The sequence below is a fragment of the Clostridium sp. genome (assembly GCF_036781005.1).
Classification (GTDB): domain Bacteria; phylum Bacillota; class Clostridia; order Clostridiales; family Clostridiaceae; genus Clostridium_B.
The window spans coordinates 16,654-42,672 of record NZ_DAIQBT010000027.1 but is presented as its reverse complement, the minus strand read 5'-3'; the positions used below and the strand labels follow the sequence as shown (position 1 = coordinate 42,672).

At 31.5% G+C, this 26,019-nt stretch carries 23 protein-coding genes; 3 read left to right on the top strand and 20 right to left on the bottom strand.

Annotation, left to right across the window (positions count from 1 at the left end):
- Window positions 1-281 precede the first annotated feature (281 nt).
- Window positions 282-2,036: an ATP-dependent metallopeptidase FtsH/Yme1/Tma family protein gene (locus V7Q02_RS11440; protein ID WP_333861155.1), complete on the top strand. Its 1,755-nt coding sequence runs from the start codon at window positions 282-284 to the stop codon at window positions 2,034-2,036.
- A 93-nt stretch (window positions 2,037-2,129) separates the two neighbouring features.
- Here V7Q02_RS11440 and V7Q02_RS11435 read toward each other — a convergent pair whose 3' ends face one another.
- Together V7Q02_RS11435 and V7Q02_RS11430 are read right to left on the bottom strand one after the other, a co-directional pair.
- Window positions 2,130-3,149, bottom strand: a complete 1,020-nt coding sequence (locus V7Q02_RS11435) for a rhomboid family intramembrane serine protease (protein ID WP_333861152.1) — start codon at window positions 3,147-3,149, stop codon at window positions 2,130-2,132.
- 66 nt (window positions 3,150-3,215) lie between these two features.
- A complete protein-coding gene (locus V7Q02_RS11430) occupies window positions 3,216-4,274 on the bottom strand; it encodes an HD-GYP domain-containing protein (protein ID WP_333861151.1) in 1,059 nt (352 codons plus the stop codon).
- Between the two features lie 219 nt (window positions 4,275-4,493).
- Here V7Q02_RS11430 and V7Q02_RS11425 point away from each other — a divergent pair, with 219 nt between their 5' ends.
- Window positions 4,494-4,817 carry a hypothetical protein gene (locus V7Q02_RS11425; RefSeq protein WP_333861150.1) on the top strand — a complete coding sequence of 108 codons (324 nt, stop codon included), beginning with the start codon at window positions 4,494-4,496 and terminating at the stop codon, window positions 4,815-4,817.
- Between the two features lie 12 nt (window positions 4,818-4,829).
- On the opposite strand, the gene V7Q02_RS11420 is transcribed toward V7Q02_RS11425, so the two are convergent.
- The 18 genes from V7Q02_RS11420 to V7Q02_RS11335 form a co-directional block, all read right to left on the bottom strand.
- Window positions 4,830-5,255: a Fur family transcriptional regulator gene (locus tag V7Q02_RS11420; protein WP_333861149.1), complete on the bottom strand. Its 426-nt coding sequence runs from the start codon at window positions 5,253-5,255 to the stop codon at window positions 4,830-4,832.
- A gap of 26 nt (window positions 5,256-5,281) precedes the next feature.
- Window positions 5,282-5,833, bottom strand: a complete 552-nt coding sequence (locus V7Q02_RS11415; RefSeq protein WP_333861148.1) for a manganese efflux pump MntP — start codon at window positions 5,831-5,833, stop codon at window positions 5,282-5,284.
- A 231-nt stretch (window positions 5,834-6,064) separates the two neighbouring features.
- Window positions 6,065-6,790 carry a M48 family metallopeptidase gene (locus V7Q02_RS11410; protein ID WP_333861147.1) on the bottom strand — a complete coding sequence of 242 codons (726 nt, stop codon included), beginning with the start codon at window positions 6,788-6,790 and terminating at the stop codon, window positions 6,065-6,067.
- Window positions 6,791-6,801: 11 nt separating this feature from the next.
- On the bottom strand, window positions 6,802-8,424 hold the full coding sequence (locus V7Q02_RS11405) for a S41 family peptidase (protein WP_333861146.1): 1,623 nt from the start codon (window positions 8,422-8,424) through the stop codon (window positions 6,802-6,804).
- A 181-nt stretch (window positions 8,425-8,605) separates the two neighbouring features.
- Window positions 8,606-10,726 (bottom strand): cell wall-binding repeat-containing protein, encoded by a 2,121-nt coding sequence (locus tag V7Q02_RS11400; protein ID WP_333861145.1) that lies wholly within the window; start codon window positions 10,724-10,726, stop codon window positions 8,606-8,608.
- A 42-nt stretch (window positions 10,727-10,768) separates the two neighbouring features.
- On the bottom strand, window positions 10,769-11,212 hold the full coding sequence (locus tag V7Q02_RS11395) for a MarR family winged helix-turn-helix transcriptional regulator (RefSeq protein ID WP_333861144.1): 444 nt from the start codon (window positions 11,210-11,212) through the stop codon (window positions 10,769-10,771).
- Between the two features lie 235 nt (window positions 11,213-11,447).
- Window positions 11,448-12,098, bottom strand: coding sequence for an isochorismatase family cysteine hydrolase (locus tag V7Q02_RS11390; protein WP_333861143.1), 651 nt, complete (start codon window positions 12,096-12,098; stop codon window positions 11,448-11,450).
- A 20-nt stretch (window positions 12,099-12,118) separates the two neighbouring features.
- Window positions 12,119-14,143 carry a penicillin-binding transpeptidase domain-containing protein gene (locus V7Q02_RS11385; RefSeq protein ID WP_333861142.1) on the bottom strand — a complete coding sequence of 675 codons (2,025 nt, stop codon included), beginning with the start codon at window positions 14,141-14,143 and terminating at the stop codon, window positions 12,119-12,121.
- 133 nt (window positions 14,144-14,276) lie between these two features.
- Complete coding sequence (gene ltaE / locus V7Q02_RS11380; RefSeq protein WP_333861141.1) at window positions 14,277-15,305, bottom strand: low-specificity L-threonine aldolase; 1,029 nt, start codon at window positions 15,303-15,305, stop codon at window positions 14,277-14,279.
- Window positions 15,306-15,507: 202 nt separating this feature from the next.
- Window positions 15,508-16,764, bottom strand: a complete 1,257-nt coding sequence (locus tag V7Q02_RS11375; protein WP_333861140.1) for a glutamate-5-semialdehyde dehydrogenase — start codon at window positions 16,762-16,764, stop codon at window positions 15,508-15,510.
- Window positions 16,765-16,813: 49 nt separating this feature from the next.
- Window positions 16,814-17,641 (bottom strand): glutamate 5-kinase, encoded by an 828-nt coding sequence (gene proB / locus V7Q02_RS11370; protein WP_333861139.1) that lies wholly within the window; start codon window positions 17,639-17,641, stop codon window positions 16,814-16,816.
- Window positions 17,642-17,689: 48 nt separating this feature from the next.
- Window positions 17,690-18,541: a pyrroline-5-carboxylate reductase gene (gene proC, locus V7Q02_RS11365; RefSeq protein WP_333861138.1), complete on the bottom strand. Its 852-nt coding sequence runs from the start codon at window positions 18,539-18,541 to the stop codon at window positions 17,690-17,692.
- Between the two features lie 223 nt (window positions 18,542-18,764).
- Window positions 18,765-20,345 (bottom strand): ClC family H(+)/Cl(-) exchange transporter, encoded by a 1,581-nt coding sequence (locus V7Q02_RS11360; protein ID WP_333861137.1) that lies wholly within the window; start codon window positions 20,343-20,345, stop codon window positions 18,765-18,767.
- 100 nt (window positions 20,346-20,445) lie between these two features.
- Window positions 20,446-21,582 (bottom strand): ABC transporter substrate-binding protein, encoded by a 1,137-nt coding sequence (locus V7Q02_RS11355; RefSeq protein WP_333861136.1) that lies wholly within the window; start codon window positions 21,580-21,582, stop codon window positions 20,446-20,448.
- Between the two features lie 68 nt (window positions 21,583-21,650).
- Window positions 21,651-22,352, bottom strand: coding sequence for an ABC transporter ATP-binding protein (locus V7Q02_RS11350; RefSeq protein ID WP_333861135.1), 702 nt, complete (start codon window positions 22,350-22,352; stop codon window positions 21,651-21,653).
- Window positions 22,353-23,123, bottom strand: a complete 771-nt coding sequence (locus tag V7Q02_RS11345; protein WP_333861154.1) for an ABC transporter ATP-binding protein — start codon at window positions 23,121-23,123, stop codon at window positions 22,353-22,355.
- The gene (locus V7Q02_RS11340) at window positions 23,110-24,084 is read right to left on the bottom strand and encodes a branched-chain amino acid ABC transporter permease (RefSeq protein ID WP_333861134.1); all 975 of its coding nucleotides are present in this window, start codon (window positions 24,082-24,084) and stop codon (window positions 23,110-23,112) included. The genes V7Q02_RS11345 and V7Q02_RS11340 overlap by 14 nt, the downstream gene beginning before the upstream one ends.
- 13 nt (window positions 24,085-24,097) lie before the next feature.
- Window positions 24,098-24,973: a branched-chain amino acid ABC transporter permease gene (locus V7Q02_RS11335; RefSeq protein WP_333861133.1), complete on the bottom strand. Its 876-nt coding sequence runs from the start codon at window positions 24,971-24,973 to the stop codon at window positions 24,098-24,100.
- Between the two features lie 499 nt (window positions 24,974-25,472).
- Here V7Q02_RS11335 and V7Q02_RS11330 point away from each other — a divergent pair.
- Window positions 25,473-26,019, top strand: a 547-nt coding sequence (locus V7Q02_RS11330; RefSeq protein WP_333861132.1) for a TOBE domain-containing protein, incomplete at its 3' end; no start/stop codon positions are given.

Genomic DNA, 26,019 nt, shown 5'->3' with positions numbered 1-26,019 from the left:
TTACAATAGTATTTTGAAAAATTTAGCGATTTCACAAAAGTCGAGGTAGAACCTTCCTTAGTACTTCAAATCTTTCACCTTTTGCCACAAGTTACTTTAGAAAAATTTATGATTTTTATTAGACTAATAAAGAAAAATATTATAATATCATTATTATAGCAAAATATTAATAGAGTTTATTCATTTTTGTAAAAATATATGTTAAATTATTGAATTATAGGTATTTTTTATATTATAAATTAATTCATCTATTCCGGGAGGGGATGCTTATGAAAAACCTAATAAAAAGTATAAAAAATAAATTTATTTTAATACCCATTTTTACTTTTATATTGTCTCTCATTTTTCTAATATTCATAAATTATAAAAATAATTCTATGGATTACAAATCCTACACTTTATTTCAGAAAGACTTATTGGATAAAAGAATTTCAACAGTTTACATTACAGACAACCCCAAGATAAGAATAAAATTAAAAGATGGCAGTGTATATGAAACAGATAATCCCAGAACACCTGATATTAAACAGACACTATTAGAAAAAAATATACTTGTATCTGAAGACTACCCTGCAGACAGTAAACAGATATATCCTGGCACCTTGATGCTTCTTTCTGTTATATCAATTATATTTATGGGGATTAAAAGTTCTGAAAAAATTTCTAAAAAATCATTGGCCATTGATTCTTTGGAAACTACTGCTGTAAAAGACTTTGATTATACTTTTGAAAATGTAGCAGGAAATGAAGAAGCAAAAGAAAGTGTAAAAGATATAGTAGATTTTTTAAAAAATCCTGAAAAATATACATCCTATGGAGCAAGAATGCCAAAGGGTATAATGTTATACGGACAACCTGGAACAGGGAAAACTCTTCTTGCCAGAGCAGTTGCTGGAGAAGCAAATGTTCCCTTTTATGCAGTTTCAGGTTCGGATTTCATACAGATATATGTGGGAGTAGGAGCCAGTCGTATAAGACAGTTATTTAAAAAGGCTAGAAATAACAGTACTGGAAAAGCGGTTATATTTATAGATGAAATAGATGCCATTGGTAAAAAAAGGGATGGAACTAATTCTTCTGGTGGTTCTGATGAAAGGGACCAGACTTTAAATGCCCTGCTTACAGAAATGTCTGGATTCAATGAAAAAGAAGGGATTGTAGTAATAGGTGCAACTAATAGATTAGATATGCTGGATCCTGCACTTTTAAGACCTGGAAGATTTGATAGACATATAGAGATAACGCTTCCAGATATTTCTTCAAGAAAAAAAATTATAGCTCTTCACCTAAACAATAAACCTGTAGGCAATATAAACTTACATGAATGGGCACAGAAAACCTCTTATTTTTCAGGGGCAAAAATTGAAAATTTAGTAAATGAGGCTGCGATAATAGCCTGTAAGGAAAATAGTACAGCTATTGAAGACATTCATATGGATAAAGCCTTTTCCATAATTTTGGCAGGATATGAAAAGAAAAATAGAGATTATATAAACGATATGGATAAAAAAATAACTGCATATCATGAAGTTGGCCATGCTTTAGTATCCTTAAATGTACTTCCAAATGAAAAAATATCTAAAGTAACAATTATTCCAAGTACCAATGGAGTGGGAGGCTATACTTTAAGCATACCAGAGGACAAGCTTTATGAAAATAAAGATTATTTAAAAAAGAGAATAATGATACTTTTAGGAGGAAGAGCTGCCGAAGAAGTCATATTTGGTTCCAACTATATAACCACCGGTGCCCACAACGATCTACAGCGGAGTACACATATAGCTTTCAATATGATAACCCAGTATGGCATGGGAGAAAGTCTGGGACTTTTAAATATGCAGGAATTAATGAAACTAAATATAAACCAAGATAAAATTATTGAAGAATGTAAAAAACTAATTGATTCCCTATATTATCACACAAAAAATATAATAATTGAAAACAGACCATATCTAAAAATGATAACTGAATTACTTATAGAAAAAGAAACATTATTTTCAAAAGATCTGGATAATTTAAAATTAGTATCAAAATAGATTTAGAATCTGCATCCGGTATGTAAGCTGCTGTACTTAAAAGCTTACATACCGTAATCAAGTGACTTATAGGTTTAAATGGAACTATGCAATTTATGCCTTTGAGGTATTATGCAATACATAAGTAACAAATATGCCTCCTACAAGGCCCCCTATATGTCCGAAATTATCCACATTTGCTACGGAAAATCCTATTATAAGGTTCATCACAATTATAGCTGCTATATTTATAATAAAATCTTTTGCCACAGAATGTTTCATTTTAAGGGCAAATATCAAAGATGCCCCCAAAAGCCCAAATATTGCTCCTGAAGCTCCTACCGAAACAGAGTATGAAAACATATAACTTAATATAGACGAAAACAGTCCAGAAACAATATATATAATTATGTATTTAAACCTTCCATATATTTTTTCAATAAAAGTCCCCATCATGTAAAGTGAATACATATTTACTCCTAAATGTAATATGCCTGCATGTAAAAACATACAGGTAAATAACCTATAATACTGGCCACCAGCTATAAGGTAATTAACCTTGGCTCCCATAAATATCAACACATTTAAATTACTATCTATTATACTACCAGATAAATATGAAGTCACTATATATACCAATACGTTCAGTGCTATAATCACATAAGTAACAATTCCCTCTTTTACCTTTTTTTCACTGGAGACATTTTTAGAATTCTCCATATAAATCATACCCTGTGATACTTTATTGGCAAGTTCTCTTGCTCCTTCTGTATAATACATCAGTCTATTTGAGTGTGGATTAATGAAGATTAATTCATAAGATATATCTACTTCATGACCCAATTTATAATTATCAGCATATTCTTCAGATGAACCTATTTTTTCATCCAGAACTATTTGTATGATTTGCAGAGTTCTATATTCAAATAACTCCTCCAATTTTGATATAATCGATTTTATGTTACCATATTTGTGACCTTCATTTGAAGGAAAAATTATGACTTTTATAATATTATTCTCTTCTGTCCATAATGCCCACTTACTGTACAATGCCTTATTTTCTTCTATCTCTATAATCTTCAAATTATAAGCCTTATATAATAGCTCTATCAAATTATTAATGTAAGAATTCATTTTTCTCTCCCTGAAAGCATATAATTATATCCAATTCATATTATACAAAATTTTTATTGGCTTTTATCAGATCAATCCCGTTATAACCACATTAGGCATCTGTAATAAATCCAAATCATAAGCTGGTATGGGTTTTCCCGTATCTACATCAAAAAGCACTCTTACTATTGGTCTGTCTGGAAATCCTTTATTTTGTCTTACAACATAACCCGTAATTTTATTTGATAATCTAACTCCACATCCCAGAGGATATATAGCGAAAGTATTCTTAAAATTACATACTAGTTCCTGATCAAAGTTACTTCCACTTCCTGAAAGTATAAGCTCATAGGCATCATTTGGACTAAATTTTTTCCTATAGCATCTGTCGTTGCTTACCGCATCATATACATCACATATACAAACCAGTTTTGCATAATTTGTTATTTGTTTGCCTTCAAGTCCATAAGGATATCCCCTTCCATCTATTCTTTCATGGTGTTGCTCTACTATTTTAATTATGACATCTGAAATTATAACATTTTTTTTCAAAATTTTAGCCCCATACAGAGGATGATTCTTTATCTCATTAAATTCTTCATCAGTAAGCTTAGTTTTTTTATTTAATATTTCTAAAGGAATTTTTGTTTTTCCTATATCATGTAAGGAAGCACCTATGCCTATTTCTCTTAATTGCCATTTGTCATATCCTGCTGAAACACCCAGAAAAGAAGCCATAATACAAGTATCTATTGAGTGAATAAATGTATAATTATCATAGGTTTGTATATCATAAAGGCTTTTATTTACATCTCCAAGCTCAATTATGTAATTTATCATACCTTCTATACCCACAAGAGATTTTCTCAATTCTTTTTCATTACAACTATACAAATTACTCATTATATTTGACATACTTTTCATTGATTCCTGCTTTAATTCCAATAATTTTTCATCTTCTATATCTACATCTTCCAATCTTTCATCTTCCACATATAAATAGAATACACCTAATTCCTTCAATTTATTTATATAATTATTGGTTAATTCTACTCCTGCCTTTAATAAAACTTGTCCATCACATGTCAGTATGCTTTTGCCAAGCACATTTCGATCCTTAACTCTATTTATGAACTCTAGTCTCATTGCTCCACCTCAATAAAATTTTATATATTAAATTTCTTTTTTAAGCATATCATATTTAAGATATAAATTAAAACATTTTAGCTAGGTTACTACAAATTAATTTTGGGGAAGCAATTTATACTTTGTAATAAAAAATGCCAAATTACCTATTTACTTACAATAAAAAAATAGTTATTATAATTATAAAGAATACTTTTTACATTATTATGGAGGAATCTCATGAAAAAATTTATATTTTCTATAACAGTTATTTTATTGACTGTTATAATAGCAAAAAGCATATATATATCAAAAAAGTGTATAGATATCAACTATGCAGTTGAAAATTACTTTACCACAGGAATTTTTAATAAATACAAGATATATAATATAGAAAATTCAACTCTATCTTTTTCAAATGGTAAGGATGCTTTTATGAAAATCAAAGGTATATCCAGTAAAACACCTCATCAAAAAGTAGAATACACCGTATTTTTAGAAAAAAACACTAATGGTATCTGGAAAATAAAAAAAGTATATTCCGCAGAAGTACCTTCACAGTAATTTTTTTCTGCATTATTGTGATTTCAATTTTTTATTTCTGCAATCTTTACATATACCGCTTATTTTAAAATCCAATTTTTCATCTACAAGTACAAAATCCGTTTTGCTTTTTATTATTTCCTCTATTTGCTGCATGGGACAATCTATCTCTACTTGTTTTTCACACACCTTACATTGCAATATATGCTTATGGTCTCTTTTTATTACCGCATAGCTGTATCTTCCTTTACCCAAATCAAACTTTCTTATAATTTTCTTATTTTGAAATAACTCTAAAGTTCTATAAATCGTGGATAAATTCACATTCATATTCTTCTTTTTATACTCTTGAAATAAATCTTCCACACTTATTGCACTTTCACTTTTATATAATATATCCAAGATATTCAATCTGGCTTGTGTAACTTTCATTCCATATTTTCTTAAGTACTTCTCCATATCCATAAAACCACCCCAAATTCCACTTAAAAGAGCATCATTTTTATACCAAATATAATAAGTATTATACCTCCTATATAATCTGCATACTTACTTACAGCATATATTTTTCTAAGATACCTTGAGATAATAAAAGCACAAGAAGTTAATACGAGAGTTACCATACCTATAAATAAGGTATGATATAATATATCCAGAGTATTTCTCATATTGTTTAAAGTGGTAAACCCAATTACTAAAGCATCAATACTTACAGAAATCCCAAGTATAATAACCATTCCAGGCTTTACAAGTGTATGATGTTTTTTACTTTCAAATCCTTCCTTGAGCATAAGTATACCTACAATTGATACTACTGCCCCTCCAACTATGGCTGGAATGGAAGCAATATATTTATTGAATAAAAAGCCTCCATAGGAGCCTAACAGGGCAAAGAAAAACTGAAAAAATGCAAAAGATATTACAAACTGTATCTTTTTATTTCTTCTTATTGCATTATTTAAACCTACAGATATAGCCACACTAAAGGCATCCAAAGAAAGTGCCAGAGCAATTAAAAATAAGGATCGAAATGCCATATTACCTTTCCTCTCATAATTACAATATAAAATAATTCAGAAGTTCAGTGGATGCTGGCCGTAAAAAACGGCTATCTCCAGCTGAACCCTAGAATTAATTATCCATATGCTTAAAACCCTGATTATTCTCTCTCCTTAAGAATATAAGCATGTTATCAAGGGCAACATTGGAATTAAACCACTATCTCACTATATGTATATATATGGATTAATTATTCATATATTCCATTTTCAAAGCTTTTTTGGAAAAACAAGTATATATCCGTTATCTTTAAGCCATTCCCTTCGAACTGCATAATCAGGTATTTGGGACTCCACCAACTTCCAATAATCTTTAGAATGATTCATATACACCAAATGACATAATTCGTGTACAACTATATATTCTATTATCTCAACAGGTGACATTAAAAGTCTGCAGTTGAGGTTTATATTCCCATTTGAATAACAACTGCCCCATAAAGTTTTTTGACATCTGACAGTTATATTTTGAGGAGATACTCTTAATTTTTTACTGTATACATCCACTTTATGCTTAAAAATCAATTCAGCTTTTTTTCTATAAAATTTATATATAATATCTTTAACCTTTGCTTCATCCTCCAATAAAATTTCACTTCCAAAAATCTGAAAATTATCTTTACAAATTCTGATATAATATTTTCCCGAATCCACTATATATTTTTTAATATTCAGATATCTTCCAAGCCATAATATTTTTTTCCCCTGTGATATATCTCTAAATTTTACATCCTGTATTCTTTCTTTTACTATATTCACATTTTTCAGTATCCAGGGCATCTTATTTTTTACAACTTCTTCTATGGACTTGTAGTTTATGTAGTAGGGAGCATTTATAATTACTTTTCCCTTTTCATCAATTTTGATACTTATATTTTTTTTATTTTTTCTAACTACTGTATAACTTAATGAGAGAAACTGATGTGTGGTCTCCATGTTTTGCCTCCCTATTTTTTTACAATAATAGGTTTTATCACATTTTTAATTTTTATATAATAAGTTTGTCCTTTATCTAGTTTTTCTTTAGGAGTAAGAACCGCTTTATTGCCCTTTATCATATTTATATCAAAAGCTATTCTTTTACCTGTATCACTATTTATAATCTCCATAGTTATATTGCTGCTTAAATCAAAATTTATTTCCTGATTGAAAGTTACAGTAAATTCCTTGTCTTCCGGTACATTGTTTAAAGTATCCAATAACTTGTAATCAGAATAAAAAAAATTATATATATTACTAAAATACTTATCTGGAACATTAGTCCATCCATCTTTAGTTCCCATATAAACTTTAGACTTTGATACATGTTCTATTATATATTTAAAAGTTGCCCAATATTCTTCTTTTTTAGCCATATTTAAATCTATATTGAACTCTCTATCATCTAATGTAATTTTTAAAAATCCTGTCTTATCCGTGTTATTCCTGCACTTTCCTGATAACAGCTCTGCTGCTTTTAAAGCGTCTAAATCACCTGTATCTAGGTCAGGTTTTACTCCTACTTTTTGTATTGTGTTCCCAAGAGGTGAATAAAATTCTTCCGTAGTCAATTTTAATGCGCTTCTATTGGAAAGTGAGAATATTTGCTGTGCTACTCCTTTTCCATAAGTAACACTACCTATAAAAAATGCTTTTTTATAATCCTTAACTGCAGCAGCCAATATCTCAGAAGCACTTGCAGTATTGCCATTGGTCAAAAATATGACAGGCTTATCTATAACTATTTTATGTCCTCCTGTTAAATATCCTATTTTATTGCCATGCTTGTCATCAACTATTAGAGCCAGATTATTTCCTATAAAATTTCCTGCTATATCAACGGCGGAATACATATATCCTCCCCCATTATTTCTTAAGTCTACTATATAACTCTCTGGATTTTTTACACTGAGTTCTCCTAATACCTCATCTAATTTTTGAGAGGTATTTTCTCCAAAAGAAGATATATATATATATGCTGTACTATTATCTAACATTATTCCCACTACTGTAGACAACTGTAATTCTGCCCTCTGTATATTAAAATTCAATACTTCATTTCCTCTTTGCACTACAAGATTTACTTTAGTGCCTTCTTCCCCCCGTATACATTTTCCTATTTCATCCATACTTAAATTACTAATTGAATTTGAATCCACAGAAATTATAATGTCTCCTTCTTTTAACCCTGAATTTTCTGCGGGAGAATCTTTAATTACAGAAACTACCTGAGCCCCTTGAGAAACTTTATTCATTTCTATTCCTATTCCGCATACCTTATTATCTATCTGATTCAAGAAATCTTCTTCTTCCTCTGCAGAAAAGTATTGGCTATAGGGATCATCAAGTCCCTTTAATATTTCATCTATGGTAGGTTTGTCCAATACACTGTCAGGTACATCTTTTATGTAATTGTTTTTAATTATATTCCTAATTTCGTTTAAAGTCTGGGAATCTTCAGCATGTACTCTAGTTGTGAAACCAAATATAAAAAACATTAGTGAAAATATTATAAAAATACTTCTAAAATTATAATTTAATTTTAATTTTTCAGCTGAACTTATGGCTCCGAATTTAGATTTGATTTTCATATGTATTCCTCCTAATTTTAAGTTAAATTATACACTTTTTCAAAAAATATATATACACTTTTAAAAAATATTATATAAAAAGGATATACATTCAATATAAATAATAGAATATTGAGCTGCACATCCTTTTCCCTAGGTATCTCCAAATGAAGCGATCCCCAAATTCAATAGAAATTACCACTTATTTCTTTTTATTATTATATATTTTTGCAAGTTCATTATAGTCTACAGAATTGGCTTTTGTAACTTCTGGTAAACTAATTTCTAAATTACTGTTTCTATTATAACTTTCCACACTAAAATTAAATCCTGTCTCTAAAGCATTTCTCATATTGTCTGCTGTTATCTTTTCTCCTTTTTCAATTATGCTATTTATAGTTGATATACATTTAACAATATCTGTATTCAAATCCACAGTTCCACTTTCCCCTACAATATATCCATCACATATATTATAAGTTATATCTACACCATTATTTCCAACTATATTTGTATATTTTATAGCATTTATGAAGTTTTTTATATTATCTGCAGCTGCCTCATGATGTGAGTACATAAGATTAAAGGTATTCTCCAACTGTCTTTTCTGTATATCTTTATTCTCATCTTTAGAGAGATCTATACATGTACTTAACAACTGTTTTATAAAGGTTATAAAATCCTTATCCTGCAGGAAATTTTTTTCAGTATGATCCAATATTGATTTAAAAGTAACATCTGTAATCTTCAAATTATAGGTTTTGGCATACTTTACTCCTGTATCAGTATCCATTCTCATTAATCCCTTATAAGTTACAAAATCAAACCCTGAATTCCATTCCTGTGAATGTTTTTTTAAGAAATTCTCAAATTCAGGTTGAAAATTATTTTCAAAACTTGTCATATCTTTAAAGTTAGGCTTGCTGCTATCCCCATTATTTATTATAGCTAAAGGATCCATGATTATATATTGTTTTTCTTTAACTTCTTCTGGAAGATAAGGTCTTACTATGTCAGGTATTTTTACAACTTCCTTAATTCCTGAATTATCCACAGTTATCCAACCTTTAGTCTGTATATCCATATCTGCAACTTGTATCGTCACATCTTTTTTTATATTTCCCAAATATTTTTCTTCATATGTACTATCCCTATTAGTTAAGTTTATTTTAGAATTATTTACAAGTGACATTATATGTTTATCCTGTTCCTGGATTGCTTTAGTTGGTTCATCTGACTGTTTATACTCTGAATGTTCAACAACTTTTCCTATGGAATTTACTTCTTGTTCATTCATAGAAGTATTCAATATACTATTGTTTATAATCTGATTTTTAGATACAAGCAGTATACTTTCTAGGGTAGAATCACTTATAACCCCTTGTCCCCCCAACACCTTTATTTTCCTTATTAAATTCATTTTATTTCTCAGATAATCTTGAATTCTACTGTCATACTTGTCTTTTATCAATATAATAGGGGACGAAGTCAAAGCTGCCATTACAGAACCTATCAATCCATCTGCTAAATCATTTTCACTTGACAGATAAACTGTATCATAATTTATATAATTTTTAAACTTTTCAAGTACATTTACACTTACCTCATAATCATCTTTTCCTAAAATTCTATCTGAACTACTAAATTTATTCATAATATCATCACTTATTAAACTACTGTCCCCAAGTACATAAGCCTTGGACACATATTTGCTGATATTTTCAATATCTTTTTGAAAAGCACTGTCAATTACATTAGGTACTAATATTAAAGGCATTCCCATGGAGGCTGCAACAGAAGACATAGTAATAGAATCTGAATAATTTTTTTCATTTACCATCACTATTCCATTTCCCATACCCACCATTTCAGCTATTTTAAAGGAAATATCATATTTATCTTTTCCGTCTATCCTTGTGGTTTCAATTTCCTTATCCATAAATTCATGCTCTATAGCCGATGATATGGAATCCTCTCCCCCTATTAAAAATACTTTTTTTACTTTTAATCTATAAAGTTCTTTGTTTAGATTGATCCATTGCAGTGGGTTATCTGATTTATCTTTTGATGTTAATAAAACAGGTGCTTTATATTTCTTAGCAAGAGGTATTGCACACAGTGCACCCTGGAAGTCTTGTCCACTAACTATAACTGCATAATCCGAATTTTGCTGCCATCCATTTTTACAGATTAAAACAGAAGTGTCATATCTAGTAAAACCGCCTATGCGTTCTGGTGTAATTGCCGCTTCAGCCTTATTTAAAATACCGAAATTTAAACATAAAATAGCTAAAAGCAAACACCCAATCTTCTTTACATTCACTGAGTATCCCCCTTTATTGTTTTAATAGAGACTACCGCATCTCTAAACAATATCTTTTTCCATTACTTCTTTTAAAACCCTTAACCCTCTTGAAATTATATCTATTTCTTCATCACTGGCAGATTTCAATATCTGTATACAATAGGATAATCCTCTACTGTTTAAATTATCCAGTAATTTACGTCCTTCTCCTGTTAAATATATTAATATCTTCCTTCTATCATTTATATCTCTTTTTCTATGTACAAAACCCCTTTGGGATAGTCTATCTATAATTACAGAAGCTGTACTATTAGGTAACCCTGACTTTTCAGTTATTTCCTTCAAAGTTTTAGGCATACCTTCTTCCACCTCATTTAATATGATAAGAGATGATACTCCTAAATTTAAAATATTTTCCTTATCCGCACAAAACAGTTTCTTTTTCATAAGTTTAACTATCACTGTAAAATCAGTTATAATTTTGTACTCTTTTCCTCTATCCATAAGCAGTTCCTTTCAAAGCAAAATTACATGATTAAAATTAGAAGTTTGTCAATTAAAATCTACTAATTAATGCTTAAGTTCTTTATGCAATATTATAATTATACCATTATTGGCTGTCTTCTTCCACATATTTAAAAATAAAATTTAAAATTTTGTTTACAATTATTTGTACTTAAATAAAAGAATCGGTCCAATTGTCTTACATTTTACAGGCTGCCCACCGAAATTTAAATTGTTAAATAATTATGTTATCTACTATCTCTATGCCATTCATTTTCATATTGTATAGGGATATGAACTTCATTAAATCTCCATCATGGCTTCCCATATCATAAGTTTCTACAGAATTTTCAGGAACTATTATCCTTTTATCCATATTCTTCTCATTAAAATACGTCTTTAGTGTAACTACAAAATTTATGACACAGATATCTGCCTCACAACCCACTACTATGTAGCTTTCAATAGTATCTTCATTTTCCTCCATCCATTTTTTGAACAAAGATGCATGAAAACCATTAGTACTATTTTTAGGTATCATAATTATGTTATTATAATCTGTACAACTTTCTTTTAATTCTGGTATAAGTTCACATTCTGTTGTTCCCCTTTTGCAGTGGGTTCCATGAGTTTTATATTCTACAGAATCTTCTCCATGCTCATCTAAGAAAAATATCTTCTTATAACCCTGGGTATTTTTATTTAAATCAACTATATTTTTTATTATGCCTTTAATTCTAGGTGAAGCCAAAAGTCCTTCATGTACAAATCCATTAACCATATCTACTACAACTAATGCAGTGTTTTCCTTTTTAAAATCTTTTAGTTCTAAGTTTCTTCCTCTAATTTCCTTTTCCATTTCTGATATCTTCTTAACATCCAACATATTTATATATCCCTCCAAATTTATTTTTCCTGAAAAATTTCTTTTACTATTGGAACTACATAATGACTTCCACCCTTATCTTTGGCATCTTCCACCATAGCCAGCACCAGAAAATTCGGATTATCTGCATTTACTGCAGCAAACCATCCTACTTCCGTCCCCGTGGTATCCTGCTGGGAACTTTTTATTTCTGCAGTACCTGTTTTCCCGGCTAAAGTTTCTCCAGGTATATACGCCTCATGTGCAGTTCCCCTGGGATTTGAAACTACTTGTATCAAATCTTTTAAAATAATATCTGCAACTTCTTTCGGATATACATTTTTCTTCCATATATCCACTTTTTTATCATCTCTATATAAAAGATATGGCGCTACAATACTGCCCTCATTTACAAAAGAATCATAAATAGCCATTAAGTGTACAGGATTTAATAGTATTTCTCCCTGTCCATAGCCGCTATCTGCCAACTGTATATCATTTTTTATAGTTCCGTCTGAGGACAATTGGGATTTTGACAAACCATATTCAAAAGGCAGCTTTTCTCCAAGTCCAAAATTTTTAAGTTCAGTTTCCATAGTATCTTTTCCAATATCAAGTGCGGCCTCTGCAAAATATATATTATCTGAATAAACAAGGGCATTTAAAAGGTTACTCGGCTGGCCATAATCCTCTACTCTGGTTACATAATATGCTCCCCAGCTGCTGTCTTTTTGCCATTTAAGTCCTGAAATATTTTTAGAGATCTCTGGATCAAGTTTATTGTTTTTTAAAGCTATAGCTGCCGCTACTGGTTTAAAGACAGAACCAGGTACCACATTGCTTTGAAAGCGATTATAGAAAGGACGCCTGCTGTCCTCATTCAAACCATTCCACATATCCTCAGACATTCCCATTACAAAATCATTAGGATCAAAAGAGGGAGTGCTTACAAGAGATAGAACTTCACCAGTTTTAGGATTCATGCTAACTGCCATAGCTGCATCATCTTTTAATTTATCATAAAGTAAACTTTGAATTTTAGAGTCTATGGTGAGTTTAATGTCTTTCCCATTATGTACCTCACGTTTGATGAGTACCTTTTTTTTGTTATTATTTTTATCTATAATATAGATTTCATAACCATTTTGTGCCCTTAAAGTATTTTCATATATCTTTTCCAATCCTGTTTTTCCTATTACGTCTCCCTCATTATAACTTTTATCTGCTTTTATATCATCTTCAGTCACAGTCTGCACATATCCTGACAAATGTGCTGCAGCATTTTTCAAGGGATATATTCTTGCCTTTTTATCCATTATGGATATACCTGGAATTTCTTTAAGTATATTTAACCTTTCATCATCTGATGGTATAACTTTTATTGGAACAAACATATAAGGCTTTACATAAGAAGCTGATAACTTCTTATTTATGTCCTCCTCTGAAATTGCCAGAATACTGGCTATGTTTTTTTTGGAGGTTTCTCCTTTTTCCCCAAGATCTTCTGGAACAATACCAACCTGTGCCACATATCCATCTTCTGCTATAATATTGCCATTTCTATCTTTAATACTACCCCTTTTTCCCTCCACTGTATCTATTCTAACTTTATCCCCCTGAGTTAAATCCGGGAATATAGTTTTAGAACTCCATACTACTTTCCAATCATTTCTCCCATTATCATTTTCTTTTTTTAGAGTTATGGTATTTGTAAAATTTAATTTCCCTGCTATTGTATCCATATTTACTTTAATAGGAACCACTGCATTTCCATGCCCATACTTTATATTATTATTTGAATTAATGGTTATATCTATATTTTTTGCTCCTATTCCGCTGTAGATATTATTATAACGATTTATAAAATCTGTTTCTTTGATATCATCTCTACTTTCCTTATCTATTTCACTGTACATAAGCTTATAATCATTTTTTTCCCAAGCCTTTATATATGAATTTATGCTCTTTATAACCATTTTCTCTTTACTATATAATGAAACATTAAATATAACCAATATTACAATCATTATAAGTGTTATCCATATCCACAAAAATTTACCCTTCATAAAATACCTCATATCAACATTAAAAGTCTCATTTTTCTTATTTTACCACAATATTTTACTGTTTAATTCAAATTCGAGATATAATTTAAAAAATTTAATACTAAAAGACTGTAAAAATTTACAGTCTTTTATATCATAGAATTATTTCTCTTAGGGTTTTTACCACATAAGGTATATCTTCTTTACTTACCCAGTAATTAGTAACAAATCTCATTTTTCCATTTTCTTCCGGATTTATTTTAATCCCCTTTTTATAAAATTCCTCTACTAATTTATTACTATCATATCCTGTTTCAGACATATCAAAAAAAACCATATTTATATGTATATCTCCTAAATTCACCTTAATACCCGGTATCTTTGAAAGTTCTTTTCCTAAAAACACTGCATTCTCATAATCTTCTCTTAACCTGCCTGACATATGCTTTAATGCTACAATGCCAGCTGCAGCTAGAAATCCAGCTTGTCTCATTCCTCCGCCCATAAGCTTTCTTCCTTTTCTCGCTCTTTGAATAAAGTATTTAGAACCTGCAAGTATGGAACCCACTGGAGCACATAAACCCTTAGATAGACAGAACATAACTGAATCGCAGTATTTAGTTATATCCTTTACATCCACTTCCAGATATGCTGCTGCATTAAATATTCTGGCACCATCAAGATGTACCGGTAAATTATATTTTTTGGCTTCGCCGAAGACTTTACTCATATTTTCCAGCGAAAGTACTCTCCCATTAGAATAAGCATTTTCCATACATATAAGGCTTGTCTCTGGATAGTGTATATCTTCTGTACATCTTATTGTCTCTCTTACTTCATGAGGATCCATTTCACCACCTTTAGTTTTTAATGTTCTAAGCTGTACTCCTGCTATAACGGCAGGAGCACCTACCTCATGAACTACAATATGGCTGTCCTCTCCAAGTATTACTTCTGTTCCTCTCCTGCAATGGGTGAAAAGTGCCAGTTGATTTCCAAAAGTACCACTTGGTACAAATAATGCTGCTTCTTTCCCCATAATTTTTGCCGCATATTCTTCCAATTCCGCCACTGTAGGATCGTCTCCATATACGTCATCTCCTACTTCTGCCTTATACATAGCATCTCTCATAGCTTGAGTAGGCTCTGTTGCTGTATCACTCCTAAGTTCTATGAACCACATAAACATACCTCCATATTTAATTATGTATTTATTACAATTATGAAACCACTTATTTAAATATAATAATACATCATAAACCATCATATCATAGATTATTTGTTAATATATTACTGGTTTAAGTTGAAATTCTACAAAAATACATATAAAGTAAACTTCCAGGCAGAAAAACTGTCTTGGAAGTTTGCTCTACAAATATTGTAATTTACTCTCTTATTTGGCCTTCTCCATATATTATATATTTCACAGTAGTTAATTCATTTAATCCCATAGGTCCTCTGGCATGAAGTTTTTGGGTACTTATTCCTATTTCTGCACCAAAGCCAAACTCTTCGCCATCTGTAAATCTGGTAGATGCATTCACGTATACTGCAGCTGCATCAACCTCTCTCAAAAACCTCTGAGACGAAGTATAATCGTTAGTTATTATAGCTTCCGAATGTTTTGTTCCATATTTATAAATATGATCCAAGGCTTCATCCAAGGAACTAACCACTTTCACAGCTAAAATCAGATCCAAAAATTCCTGTGCATAATCTTCTCCTGTAGCAAGCCTTATATCTGGAACAAGCCTCTTGGTTTTTAAACATCCCCTTATTTCAACCCCCGTATTAGTCAAGGTTCCAACTAGATGGGGTATGAATTTTTCTGCTACAGCTTCATGTACTAGTAATGTTTCCATAGCATTACAAACTCCTGGTCTTTGAGTCTTTGCATTTATCACTATATTTTCTGCCATGGTTAAATCTGCACTGCTATCTACATAAACATGGCAATTTCCTATTCCCGTTTCAATTACAGGTACAGTAGAGTTCTCTACAACAGACTTTATAAGCCCGCTGCCCCCTCTTGGTATTAAAACATCCACATATTCATTTAATTTCATTAATACTTCTACTGCTTTTCTTTCAGTTATATTAATAAATTCTATGGTTCCTTCTGGAAGTCCCGCTTCAAGAGCTCCCTTATTTATTGTATTATATATGGCTAAATTAGAATTAATAGCCTCTTTTCCTCCTTTTAATATAACTGAATTGCCACTTTTAACACACAGTGCCGCGGCATCCACTGTAACATTTGGCCTGGCCTCGTAAATTATACCTATAGTGCCAAGAGGTACTCTCACTCTTCCAATATTCAGTCCATTGGATTTTTTCCACATTCTTGTAACCTCTCCTATAGGATCAGGGAGAGAAGCAACTTTCATAAGTCCTGAAGCCATAGATTCTATCCTGTTTTCATTTAAAGTAAGCCTGTCAATAAAAGCATCATTTTTCCCATTTTTTCTAGCCTCCTCCAAATCCAACATATTGGCCTTTAAAATAACTTCTCTATTTTTATTGAGTTCTTCTGCCATTTTTACAAGAGCTGTATTTTTTATATCCGTGCTCATATTGGATAGTGTTCTTGCAGCCCCATTAGCATTTTTAGCCTTTTCTAAAACACAATTATATATATCCATTTACTTTTTAGTAGAAATAATTCTACTATACCTCCTCTCCTTTTCTATATTATAGACACGCTTCACTTGCAGCAAATAAAGTTCCCACCTCTTTACAACACACTATATCTTTTATAATATTATCCCTAGAACCATTTGCTATAACCATGGATACTCCTGAAGATACAGCTATCTTTGCAGCCTTAATTTTCGTACACATACCTCCCGTACCCAAATCTCCCATAGAATCACTGCCACATCCTTCAATATCCTCTGTAATAGCATCTACATAACTTATCATGTTTGCATTTTTATCTATTCTGGGGTCGGAACTATAAAGTCCGTCAATGTCTGAAAGCAGTATAAGCAAATCTGCCCCTATAGCCTTTGCAATCAAAGCAGACAATGTGTCATTATCTCCAAACTTTATTTCTTCTACTGCTACTGCATCATTTTCATTTATGATAGGTATTACGCCCCTCTTTAAAAGCTCATTAAAAGTATTTTGGGCATGAATACATTTATCTCTATCTTCCAGATCGTTTTTAGTAAGGAGGAGTTGGGCAATTATTTTCTCATATGATGCAAACTCTTTTTCATATATTCTAAGAAGTATCCCCTGACCAATGGCCGCCGCCGCCTGCTTTTCACAAATAGTTTTAGGTTTTCTTTCAAGACCCATTTTCAAAACTCCAACCCCAATAGCTCCTGAGGTCACTAAAACCATATTTTTTCCCCTATCTTGCAAATAACATATTTCCTCTACAATTTTCTTTATCCTATGAAAATCTACAACCCCATCTTCATTTATAAGTGTTGATGTGCCCACCTTTATTACAATCTTTTTTGCATTTAACAGACATTTCTCTCTACTATCTATCTTTTCTTTTATGCTCATTTTAAATCTCCTATAAACATTATAACTTTTATATGTTACTTTTAAAAATTATTTATTACTTTCTTCTTTTTTTCCAACTTCCTCCATACGAACTTTTCCTGCTTCAATAGCATTCATGATAGTTCCTCTAAAAGCTCCCTGCTCCAGCGCCCTTACCCCTGCAATAGTAGAGCCTCCAGGAGAACAAACTTTATCCTTCAATTTGCCTGGATGTTCACCGGTATCCAATACCATCTTGGCCCCTCCCATTACTGTCTGTGCCGCTAAAGTTTGAGCCATTTCACGTGGAAGTCCAAGCTCTACTCCCCCATCTGCCATAGCTTCAATCATCATATACACATAAGCAGGTCCACATCCACTTATGGCTGTTATAGAATCAATATGCTTTTCCTCCACCAAATAGCTTACTCCAAGAACCTTGAACATATCATGTACCAATTTGGCGTGTTTCCCTGATGCACTTTTTCCAGGTGCTACTCCAGAAGCACCTACATTAACCAGCATAGGAGTATTTGGTATAACCCTGACCACCGGTATTTCAGGCAAATATTTTTCTATAAATGAAGTATTTATACCTCCCATAATTGAAACTACCATATGTTTTTCTTTATTCCAATTACAGCCTTTTACACTTTCTGAAACATCTTTTAAAACCTGGGGTTTAATACTTAAAACCACAATATCACAATTATCAACTATATAATTATAAGCTGTATTTTTATCACTGCTTAAATGAGATATTTCAAAATTCTCTTTTAAATATTGAAGCCTGGAGTCTAAAATATCCATAACATAGATATCATCCGGTTCAAATAATTCTGCCGCCAAAAATCCCCTAAGTATGGCTTCTCCCATTTGTCCTGTACCAATAAATCCAATCTTCTTACCTAACTTACCCATTTTTATCCTCCTAAATACCATAAAATTTCAACTATATATTTTACAATAACACATAGCTAATCTTGAAAAAACTCTTAAATAGCTCGTAAGGTCATTAAGAAAAATTTTTATAATCATCTATTAGTGTAAATTATATAAAGACACCTTCTAAATATAGTTGAGCCTATAAATATATATAGTATATATTATTTAGATAATTAATAAAAGACTTTGCTTTAATATGTCAAGTCTTCTCTATATTCTGACACATCTCATTTAAAATATCGTTTAATTTACCTGCATCCTTTTCATTTGTAAGTATAGTAATATAATCTCCTGCACAAATAACAGTATTCCCTTTTGGTATTATAATTTCGGATCCCCTTCTGATCTCAGTTATTAAACAGAATTCAGGCCATCTTATATTTTTTATCTTCTTCCCATCCAAATCACATCCCATACAAACTGGAATTTCTAAAATAAATTTGGATTTGGTATTCTGGGCCTTTAAATCAGTATTGCTAATCAAAAATCTTTCAAGAAGTGAATCATAAATTGGTTTGGATCCTAGTGCATCTGCAACTAAATAGGCCACTATGGATACAATACTCAATGGAAGAAAATTATTAAATCCCCCTGTCATCTCTGTAATCAATATAGTACCTGTAATTGGAGATCTTACAACTGCAGTAAAATATGCTGCCATTCCAAGAATTACAAAATTATTTATATAGTTCGTATTAATATTTAACATATTAATGAGTACACTTCCATAACCGTATCCTATTAATGCTCCTATGGTAAGCACTGGAAGAAAAATTCCTCCTGGTGTTCCAGAGCCATAACATAGCATAGTAAATAAGAATTTTATAAGGATTAAAACTAAAATAAATTTTATAGTAAAGGAGGTATTGGATAGAGACACTATAAGCGAATTACCTCCTCCTAAAACTTCAGGTAAAAAAAGTCCAAATATTATAGACGTTAATAGCGGAAATACCGGATTAAATTCTTTCGGAATCCATTTTTGTTTAGAATACAACTGCTGACTTTTTAAGAGGAAAATATTAAAAACTACCCCTGCTACGCCCATTATGATTCCAAATAATATTATATAAAAATAGTACTTTAAGGGAATAACTCCTATGTGTTTAAAATTAAATATAGGACTTAATCCTAAAAATTCACCAACTATAAAGTCAGCAGATAATGCTGCGGAAAAAGCTGAAATTAAAATTAAAGGAGAAAAATTTTTATGTATCTCCTCCAGAGCAAATATTGCTCCTGCCAGAGGTGCATTAAATGCTGCAGATAATCCCGCACTTGCACCACTTGTGATGAGATATTTTTCTTCTATGCTTACTCTTTTTAAAATTCTGCTTAATCCCTGTCCTACACAAGCTCCCAGCTGTACAGAAGGTCCTTCTCTCCCAAGGGAAAGTCCAAATCCAATGGCAAAACTTCCTCCTATAAACTTATTTAAAATAACTTTAAACCATTTCATTTCAAGTTTTCGCAATATGACCCCCTTAACTTGAGGAATTCCACTTCCAGCTGCCATGGGATCTTTCTTAACCATAAATCCTAATGTATATCCTAAAACTATAAATAGTATTACCCACAAAGGTATAAAATGAGGCCTTAAAGAGAGCATTTCATAGATTTTGCCAACCTTCTCTCCCAATTTTTCTATGACAACCCTAAAAAGTACTATTATAAAACCAGTTATAACCCCTATAATTACACTTTCCCCTACCAATTTTATCTTTAAATTGTGCCAATAAAATAACAAACTGGCTCTATTTTTTTTATACAAATTATCCATGTAACTTTTCCCAGCCTTCTATATGTCATTATAATTAAAATTATAAAGTTGTGAGCTTTAAGGAAATAAACCTCTCTTTAAAGTTCACAACTTATGTCTATTACTGGCTTACTTTTCTTACAAATATCTGCTTTTGATTTTCTATTTTTATTACGTCCCCTCCCATAATGGCATTTCTGTTGCTGTCATATTTGGTAGTTCCTGCTACCCCTTCAAAGCTGATATTCTTTAAGGCATCTTTTATCTTGTCTCCCTCTGTGCTATTAGCCTTTTTAATAGCTGCTAACAATAAACTGCCTGCATTGTAGGAACTAGCTGAAATAGCATCTGGTGATTTATTGTATTTCTTTTCATAGTTTTCTTTAAATTTTACATATTCAGGTGTAGTATCTCCTGTGGAAAAGAAATTACTAAAATAGCTTCCATTAACTGTATCTTTTGCAATGTCAAATAACGCTGGCGAATCCCATCCATCTCCTCCAATAAAGGTAGATGTTATACCTAAATTTCTTGCCTGTTTTGCTATTAAAGCTATCGTACCATAGTAATCTGGTATAACCAGTACATCTGGATTAAGCTTTTTTATGTTAGTGAGCTGTGCACTAAAATCCTGATCCCCCGCATTAAAGGTGAGGGAAGCCAATACTTTTCCTCCTGACTTTTCAAAGCTAGTTGTAAAAAACTCATTAAGTCCTTTGTCATAGTCATTTCCTACATCATAAAGTACAGCTGCTGTTTTAGCCTTCACATCATTAGTTGCTATATCTGCAATAATTGTTCCCTGAAAAGTATCATTAAAGGTAGAAGTAAATACATATTCTCCTCCATTTTTTGTCACCTTAGGACTTGTACTTACAGATATCATTGGAATTTTATTAGATGTGGCAATAGGTCCCATACTTATAGAACATTTACTGGCGTAACTTCCAACTACTCCTACTACCTTATCATTATTAACTAATTTTTGTATGGCATTGGCAGAATTAGAAGGTTTATTTTCATCATCCTCAAAATAAAATTTTACCTTTTTGCCGTTGATGCCTCCACTAGCATTAGTTTCTTCCTCCAACATTTGCAGTGCATTTTTACATACTTGCCCCATAACAGACACATCTCCTGTAAGCGGAAAAACTGCTCCCAGCTTTATTTCCTCTGAATCAGACTGCTTACCACATCCCGTCAGTACCACAGAGCCTAATACTAAAGCCATGGATATTGATAAAAATTTTCTTAACATGTATAAATCCCCCTTATAAATTATATTTCTTTAAATTGAAATAATAGCTTTATGAAAATAACAAAAAGTTATCCAAGATATGCACTTTTTACTGATTCATTAGCTAATAATTCCTTTGCACTTCCTTTTAGCACTATTCTCCCGGTTTCCAACACATACGCTTTATTAGCTATAGAAAATGCCATATTGGCATTTTGTTCTACCAACAAAATGGTAGTACCTTTTTCATTAATTTCCTTTATTATGTTAAATATCTGCTGGACTATTATAGGTGCAAGCCCCATAGAAGGCTCATCCATAAGAAGAAGCTGTGGTTTTACCATAAGTGCCCTAGCTATAGCTAACATTTGCTGTTCTCCTCCACTTAAAGTACCTGCCGGCTGTTCTTTTCTCTCTCTTAATATTGGAAATACATTAAAGATAGTTTCATAATCCTTTTTTATACCTGTCTTATCCTTTCTTATATATGCCCCTAGCTGCAGATTTTCAAAAACAGTTAAATTTGAAAATACTCTTCTTCCTTCTGGAACATGAGAAATTCCTCTGGATACTATTTTATAAGCGGGCACTTTATTTAAAGACTTTCCTTTAAATATAATTTCTCCTGATTTACAGGGATTAAGCCCTGATATAGCCCTTAGAATTGAGGTTTTTCCTGCTCCATTAGCTCCTATTAAGGTAACGATTTCTCCTTCTTCCACTTCTAGAGATATATCCTTTAGTGCATGTATTACCCCATAGTATAAATTCACATTATTCAGTTTCAACATCTATATTTTAACCTCCTCTCCTAAATAGGCACTTATAACTTTAGGGTTTTTTCTTATTTCTTGAGGGGATCCTTTTGCAATCATCTGTCCATGCTCAAGTACCACAAGCCTTTCACATATTCCCATAACCAGCTTCATATCATGTTCGATTAGAAGTATGGAAATATTGAATTCATTCCTTACCCATTTGATAAGTTCCATTAAATTTAAAGTTTCCTGTGGATTCATGCCTGCTGCCGGTTCATCTAAAAGAAGCACCTTAGGTTCTGTAGCAAGGGCTCTTACTATTTCAAGCTTTCTTTGCTGTCCATAGGGCAGATTCATTGCAAGTTCATCTTTCTTATCCAGCAATCCAAATATTTTCAGTAACCTTTCTGCATTTTCATCCATAGATTTTTCTTCTCTATAGTATTTTGGCATCCTTAAAATACACTGCCAAAAACTATACTTATCCAGATATGAAAATGAAATTTTTACGTTATCAAGTACAGACATATGCTTAAACAGTCTTATATTTTGAAAAGTACGTGCTATATGCTTCTTAGCCAATTCATGAGGTTTTAGATTAATGACTTTTTTTCCCATAATTTCCATATATCCATCTGTAGGCTGATATACACCTGTAAGCATATTAAAAACAGTGGTTTTTCCCGCTCCATTTGGCCCTATTAGTCCAACAATCTCATTTTCATCAATATCCAAATTAAAACCTGAAACTGCAGTTAATCCGCCAAATTTTATTGTTAAATCTTTAGCACTAAGCAGGGACATCATACTTTCCCTCCTTTTTATCTGATATTTTTTCCTTTACAAAACCGATAATTTTTTTAAAAGAAATTTCTTTCATGCCAAATACACCTTCTGGTCTAAATATCATAAGTGCAACAAGAGCTGCTGAATATATAACCATTCTATAATCAGCCACAGGTCGTAAAATTTCCGGTAGAGAAGTCAGTATTGCCGTAGATAAAATACAGCCCGATATGCTTCCCATTCCGCCAAATACTACATATGTAACTATATCAAAAGATTTCAAATAATCGAAAGATTTAGGATCTAAAAACATAAAATAATGGGCATATAAAACTCCTGCTATACCTGCAAAAAAAGAAGCTGTTACAAAGGCTATCATCTTATATTTGGTAGTATTTATTCCTATGGAACTTGAAGCCAGTTCATCTTCTCTTATAGAAAACATAGCCCGTCCATAAGAAGATTTTTTTATGTTGTAGGCAATAATTATAACTAAAACGGTGATAAAAAACACCATGGTAAAATTAGTCTTTTTAGGAATTCCCGCCAGTCCTTCAGCTCCACCTAATGTATTTGAATTTACTACGGCAATTCTTATTATTTCTCCAAATCCCAGAGTTGTTATGGCAAGATAATCTCCCTTTAGCCTTAATGTAGGAATGCCTATAATCACACCAAAAAAAGCTGCCATCAATCCTCCTGCTATTAATACCAAGAAAAAGGGTGCATTTAATTTTAGAGTTAAAATAGCTGCAGTATATCCCCCTACAGACATAAATCCTGCATGTCCCAGAGCCAGCTGCCCTGTATACCCAACTATCATATTTAAACTCACTGCTAGTATTATATTTATACCTATAATAATCAATATTTGGACTATATACTCATCTATCAGTTCTAAACTTATGAGAGTTTGAATTACACCAAATACTATTAATACTGCAACTAACATAAACAATATATTTTTCCTATGCTTCATATTAAACTCCCACCTACACTTTCTCATTAACTTTTTTACCAAGTAATCCACTAGGCTTAAATATAAGTATAATTATTAATATAATATAAGCTATACCATCTGAAAGTTTTGTAGATATAAAAGCTTTGGTAAATATCTCTGATACTCCAAGTACAATTCCACCAACCATAGCACCTGGGATAAGTCCTATGCCTCCTACAACTGCTGCTATAAAAGCTTTAAGTCCTGGTATCATCCCCATATATGGATCTATTTTAGGATAGGACATACCTATAAGAACTCCCGCTGCCGCAGCCAGTGCAGAACCTATAGCAAAAGTGAGAGATATAGTATTGTTCACATTTATACCCATGAGTTCTGTAGCTTCCGTATCAAAAGATGCAGCCCTCATGGCCTTTCCCATTTTTGTTTTATACACAATAATCTGAAGTAGAATAACTAGTATAAAACATATCAACAAAGTTACAATTTGCAGATTATTTATCTGAAAATCCCCTATTTTATAAAGTTTTACCTTTAAAAGTTCTGGAAAAGGCCTTGGATTGGGTCCAAATATAACTCTAAAACCGTTCTCAAGCAAAAGTGATATTCCCATAGAAGTAATAAATAAAGTTATCCTAGATGAATTTCTAAGGGGCTTGTATGCAATTTTTTCAATTATTATTCCTAAAAGTGCACTTCCAATCATAGCAATTATTAAAGTAGGTATAAATCCTAAGTTTAAATTTTTCACTGCCAAAAACCCAAAAAAAGCTCCTGCCATATATATGTCTCCATGGGCAAAATTCATAAGCTTTACTATGCCATATACCATAGTATATCCGATTGCTATTAAAGCATAAACACCCCCAAGTGCTAGTCCATTAACTAATTGCTGAGCAAAATTCATAATGTGCCTCCTGTATAAAAGTTATATCTATAGTCATTAAATCAAGTTGTTCAGAAGTTCACATGAAGTTTTGTTAAAAAAATGCTTTCTTTCTCCATATGAACTTTAGAGGAACTTATCCAGGCACGTATCAATGCTCCCTCCTTAAATAAAATTAGAGTATTAGCTAGTTCCCGCCTTCGGATAAATTTTTACATTTTCTATAAATAAACGATTAATTATGAACTAATTATATATTATATTTAGTTCATAATCAAGAATACTACTAAACAAAACAATATTACTTAATAGATTATCAACTTTTATACTAATTTTTTAATGATACTTCAAAGTGCTTTTAGTTACTTCTGATAAAAATTAACTTTTATTATATGGATTAGTAACATTTACTATGCTTCATGATTATTACATAAAATTTTTATTTTTTAGTGCTTTGTAACTAATACTATCATTATGGAATAGCATAATCTTGTAGATAAATCTTTATGGAGGCATTTTAATGATTGCTAATTACCAGCCTTATGAAAATTATTATAATAATTTTCAATATTTCTGCCCCTGGGTAAGATATCGCTCTAAATCACATCATTCTTCAAATACTACTACTAAAATGGCTTTAAGTGCCCGAAATCAATTTATTGGAAAAATATCTAAAATAATAAAAGGAACTGTAGTAGGTCAAGTAGTGGTTGACATTGGCTGCGGAAATTCAATGTCATCCGTGATTACAACAGCTTCAATAGAAGAACTAGGATTAAGAGTGGGTTTACGGGTTAGAGTCATAGTTAAATCTACCAGTGTCATGATTATGAACTCTTCATCTAATATGGCATCTAATTCTAATAATATGATGCCTGACTCCAATAACATGATGCCTAACTCCAATAACATGACGCCTAATTCTAACAACATTATGCCTAACTCCAATAACATGACGCCTAATTCTAACAACATTATGCCTAACTCTAATAACATGATGCCTAACTCTAGCAACATGATGCCTAACTCTAGCAACATGATGCCTAACTCTAGCAACATGATGCCTA

Coding starts and splice junctions, on each gene's coding strand:
- V7Q02_RS11390 (WP_333861143.1), bottom strand. CDS start 12,098: ATGTTGGATGTTAAGAAGATATCAGAAATGGAAAAGGAAATTAGAGGA.
- proB (WP_333861139.1), bottom strand. CDS start 17,641: ATGAGCATAAAAGAAAAGATAGATAGTAGAGAGAAATGTCTGTTAAAT.
- V7Q02_RS11350 (WP_333861135.1), bottom strand. CDS start 22,352: ATGTTGAAACTGAATAATGTGAATTTATACTATGGGGTAATACATGCA.
- V7Q02_RS11340 (WP_333861134.1), bottom strand. CDS start 24,084: ATGAAGCATAGGAAAAATATATTGTTTATGTTAGTTGCAGTATTAATA.
- V7Q02_RS11410 (WP_333861147.1), bottom strand. CDS start 6,790: ATGGAGACCACACATCAGTTTCTCTCATTAAGTTATACAGTAGTTAGA.
- V7Q02_RS11335 (WP_333861133.1), bottom strand. CDS start 24,973: ATGAATTTTGCTCAGCAATTAGTTAATGGACTAGCACTTGGGGGTGTT.
- V7Q02_RS11435 (WP_333861152.1), bottom strand. CDS start 3,149: ATGAATTCTTACATTAATAATTTGATAGAGCTATTATATAAGGCTTAT.
- V7Q02_RS11345 (WP_333861154.1), bottom strand. CDS start 23,123: ATGTCCCTGCTTAGTGCTAAAGATTTAACAATAAAATTTGGCGGATTA.
- ltaE (WP_333861141.1), bottom strand. CDS start 15,305: ATGTGGTTCATAGAACTTAGGAGTGATACAGCAACAGAGCCTACTCAA.
- V7Q02_RS11405 (WP_333861146.1), bottom strand. CDS start 8,424: ATGAAAATCAAATCTAAATTCGGAGCCATAAGTTCAGCTGAAAAATTA.
- V7Q02_RS11360 (WP_333861137.1), bottom strand. CDS start 20,345: ATGGATAATTTGTATAAAAAAAATAGAGCCAGTTTGTTATTTTATTGG.
- V7Q02_RS11415 (WP_333861148.1), bottom strand. CDS start 5,833: ATGGCATTTCGATCCTTATTTTTAATTGCTCTGGCACTTTCTTTGGAT.
- V7Q02_RS11355 (WP_333861136.1), bottom strand. CDS start 21,582: ATGTTAAGAAAATTTTTATCAATATCCATGGCTTTAGTATTAGGCTCT.
- V7Q02_RS11375 (WP_333861140.1), bottom strand. CDS start 16,764: ATGGATATATATAATTGTGTTTTAGAAAAGGCTAAAAATGCTAATGGG.
- V7Q02_RS11395 (WP_333861144.1), bottom strand. CDS start 11,212: ATGGATAGAGGAAAAGAGTACAAAATTATAACTGATTTTACAGTGATA.
- V7Q02_RS11385 (WP_333861142.1), bottom strand. CDS start 14,143: ATGAAGGGTAAATTTTTGTGGATATGGATAACACTTATAATGATTGTA.
- V7Q02_RS11425 (WP_333861150.1), top strand. CDS start 4,494: ATGAAAAAATTTATATTTTCTATAACAGTTATTTTATTGACTGTTATA.
- V7Q02_RS11430 (WP_333861151.1), bottom strand. CDS start 4,274: ATGAGACTAGAGTTCATAAATAGAGTTAAGGATCGAAATGTGCTTGGC.
- V7Q02_RS11420 (WP_333861149.1), bottom strand. CDS start 5,255: ATGGAGAAGTACTTAAGAAAATATGGAATGAAAGTTACACAAGCCAGA.
- proC (WP_333861138.1), bottom strand. CDS start 18,541: ATGGGTAAGTTAGGTAAGAAGATTGGATTTATTGGTACAGGACAAATG.